General features: G+C 69.9%; 2 protein-coding genes and 6 tRNA genes. 1 reads left to right on the top strand and 7 read right to left on the bottom strand.

Annotated elements, in window-relative coordinates; all coding sequences use genetic code 11:
• On the bottom strand, positions 1-780 hold a 780-nt coding region (locus J0670_RS35030), incomplete at its 3' end, for a serine/threonine-protein kinase (protein ID WP_207816551.1).
• A 407-nt stretch (positions 781-1,187) separates the two neighbouring features.
• Between J0670_RS35030 and J0670_RS35035 the strand changes: the two genes are divergently transcribed.
• Positions 1,188-1,388 (top strand): hypothetical protein, encoded by a 201-nt coding sequence (locus J0670_RS35035; protein ID WP_207816552.1) that lies wholly within the window; start codon positions 1,188-1,190, stop codon positions 1,386-1,388.
• A 290-nt stretch (positions 1,389-1,678) separates the two neighbouring features.
• Here the strand turns inward: J0670_RS35035 and J0670_RS35040 are convergent.
• The 6 genes from J0670_RS35040 to J0670_RS35065 all read right to left on the bottom strand — a co-directional run bounded on the left by J0670_RS35040 (position 1,679) and on the right by J0670_RS35065 (position 2,316).
• Positions 1,679-1,750: transfer RNA gene (locus J0670_RS35040), tRNA-Val, on the bottom strand.
• 44 nt (positions 1,751-1,794) lie between these two features.
• Positions 1,795-1,866, bottom strand: a tRNA-Val gene (locus tag J0670_RS35045).
• A gap of 44 nt (positions 1,867-1,910) precedes the next feature.
• Positions 1,911-1,982, bottom strand: a tRNA-Val gene (locus J0670_RS35050).
• A gap of 41 nt (positions 1,983-2,023) precedes the next feature.
• Positions 2,024-2,095, bottom strand: a tRNA-Val gene (locus J0670_RS35055).
• Positions 2,096-2,129: 34 nt separating this feature from the next.
• A tRNA-Cys gene (locus J0670_RS35060) sits at positions 2,130-2,203 on the bottom strand.
• Between the two features lie 40 nt (positions 2,204-2,243).
• A tRNA-Gly gene (locus tag J0670_RS35065) sits at positions 2,244-2,316 on the bottom strand.
• Positions 2,317-2,757: the final 441 nt, after the last annotated feature.

Consider the following 2,757-nt stretch of genomic DNA (forward strand, 5'->3'; position numbering starts at 1 on the left):
GGCCGCGCCCGGCCGCTCGGCGGGCTCCTTGGCCAGGCAGGCCCGGATGAGCGGCGCGAGCTGCGGCGGGACGGCCGAGAGGTCGGGCTCCTCGTGGACGACCCGGTAGAGCATCACCTCGGAGGACGCCCCGGACCCGAAGGGGGTGTCCCCGGTGAGCGCGTAGGCGAGGGTGGCGCCGAAGGCGAAGACGTCGGTGGCCGGGGTGACGGCGGCGCCGCGCACCTGCTCGGGCGCGAGGAAGCCGGGGGAGCCGACCGCCGTGCCGACGTGGGTGAGGGTGCTGGCGCCGCGCGACCACGCGATGCCGAAGTCGATGATCCGCGGGCCGCGCGGCGAGAGCAGGATGTTGGAGGGCTTGAGGTCCCGGTGGACGACCCCGGCCTCGTGCACCTTGACCAGCCCGTCGGCCAGCGCCGCCCCGATCCGGGCGGCCTCGGGCCAGCTGAGCGGCCCTTCGTCGCCGACCCGCTTGTAGAGCGAGGGCCCGGGCACGTACGCGGTGGCGAGCCAGGGGCGGTCGGCCTCGATGTCCGAGCCGACCACGCGGGCGGTGCAGCCGCCCCGGATCCGGGAGGCGGCGGCGATCTCGCGCGCGAAGCGGGTGCGGAACTCCTGGTCCTCGGCGAGTTCGGCGCGGATCAGCTTGAGGGCGACGCGCTGCCCCCGGCGGTCGGAGCCGAGGTAGACCACGCCCATGCCGCCGGCCCCGAGTCGCCGGTGCAGGCGGTACGGCCCGACGATGCGGGGGTCCTCACGCCTCAGCCGCATCATCGCCATGTTTCGTTCCCCGTCAGCCTGTGGGTGAGGCCCCGTCCGTTGGGGCATCGTCAGTTCCTGTCTGGCACAGCTTACGGACTGCCCGCTGCGGTGTGCTGATACGCAACACCTCAAGCCACCGTGCGATTGTCCGATCTTGCTCTGAGCAGCAGGTCACAGAGGTGCCGAATCGTTTCTCGGGGTTGCCCCTCAGGATTCCCCCGGGGGCTCGGTCAGGCGTGCCTCCCTCTCCGGTAGTACGCCTTGAGTCTGAGCGTCATCCTCCGGGATGCCTGAGGAACAGTACGACGGCATGACGCCCGGACGGTGCCCTGACCAATAGCGTTGTATCCAGCGGTGGACGGGGAGCTCGTCCCCCGAGGTACGCCGTCCACCGCGCCAACTCGACCGGATTCAGGAGCAAGGCCATGGCATCGCACCAGACGGGAGCCACCAGCCGCCGTCGGCCGGCCTTCACCCAGTCCCAGCCCACCGAGCGGCCCACCCGGCACCCCGCCGTCGCGCTGGCCATGGCCCTGCCGTGCGCCGTGCTCCTGGTGATGCTGTTCGGCGGGTGGGAGCAGATGGCGAGCCAGGTCGAAGCCCTGGCCGATCTGATCGGCGGCTGAGGGAGCCGCAACACCAAGGACGGGCACCGGTCCCCTGGGGACGGGGAACGGTGCCGCCGGGGAGGCCGCGACCGCGATGACACGCGGACGGGCGAGAGCGGTGCGCAGAGCACCCCGGCAGGCGGAGACGCCGCGTGCGGACGTCGGTGAGGGCGGCCGTACGCGGCTCTTCTCCTTCTCCGAGCCTCTTTCCCCGAGCCGCCGAACCGTCCCGAACCGTCCCGAACCCACGGGAACGACGAAACGGCCGAGGCCGCGACCCTCACGGATCGCGGCCTCGGCCGTTACTGTGCGCGATACTGGGATTGAACCAGTGACCCCTACCGTGTCAAGGTAGTGCTCTCCCGCTGAGCTAATCGCGCCTGGTGTGGCGGTTGTGCAGCGAGCCCCGAGGGGCTCGTTACTGTGCGCGATACTGGGATTGAACCAGTGACCCCTACCGTGTCAAGGTAGTGCTCTCCCGCTGAGCTAATCGCGCCTGGTGTGGCGGTTGTGCAGCGAGCCTCGAAGGGCTCGTTACTGTGCGCGATACTGGGATTGAACCAGTGACCCCTACCGTGTCAAGGTAGTGCTCTCCCGCTGAGCTAATCGCGCCTGATGAGGCGGTCCTGCAGCGGACCCCGGAGGATCCGACGTGCGCGATACTGGGATTGAACCAGTGACCCCTACCGTGTCAAGGTAGTGCTCTCCCGCTGAGCTAATCGCGCGGGGAGGGCTCCCGGAAGAACCGGGAGAACCTCTTGGAGGTGGAGACGGGATTTGAACCCGTGTACACGGCTTTGCAGGCCGTTGCCTCGCCTCTCGGCCACTCCACCAGGCAACACATGAAGAACGATCTTACACTGTTCTCCATCGAGCGGACGACGAGATTCGAACTCGCGACCCTCACCTTGGCAAGGTGATGCTCTACCAACTGAGCCACGTCCGCCTGTCTCCCGGGATCTTCACCGCTTTTCTTCGGCTGCGCTCCCCGGCGACGTGTTGAACTCTAGCGGATTCCCGGGCCAGCTAAAAATCCGTTCCCGCAGCGTGCCGAGGGGATGTCCGCCGAGTGCCGTCCCGTCAGTCCGTCCGGCCGCTCGTCGGCCACCACCTGCGGCGCTCCCGGACGATCATCCGCAGGTCACCCGGCGCACACCCGTACGACGCGCGCGGCTGCTCGTGCGCGGGAGCGGGCCCGGCCCGGGCCGCGCCCCCCGACCTACACTTCAGGCACTGCCACCTTCCGCACCACCGCGCAGGAGAACCGTGTCCGGCCACCCCGACCCCCGCACCCCGCTCGCCCGCTTCGGCGGCCGCCTGGCCACCGGACTGCGCGACGTCACCTCGGACCCGGCCGCGCTCGACTCCTCCGGCTACTGGGCCGTCG

The organism is Streptomyces sp. FH025, assembly GCF_017427025.1.
Classification (GTDB): Bacteria; Actinomycetota; Actinomycetes; order Streptomycetales; family Streptomycetaceae; genus Kitasatospora.

Bases quoted from the DNA above. Each gene is read 5' to 3' on its own strand.
- J0670_RS35035 (WP_207816552.1), top strand. From the start codon at position 1,188: ATGGCATCGCACCAGACGGGAGCCACCAGCCGCCGTCGGCCGGCCTTC.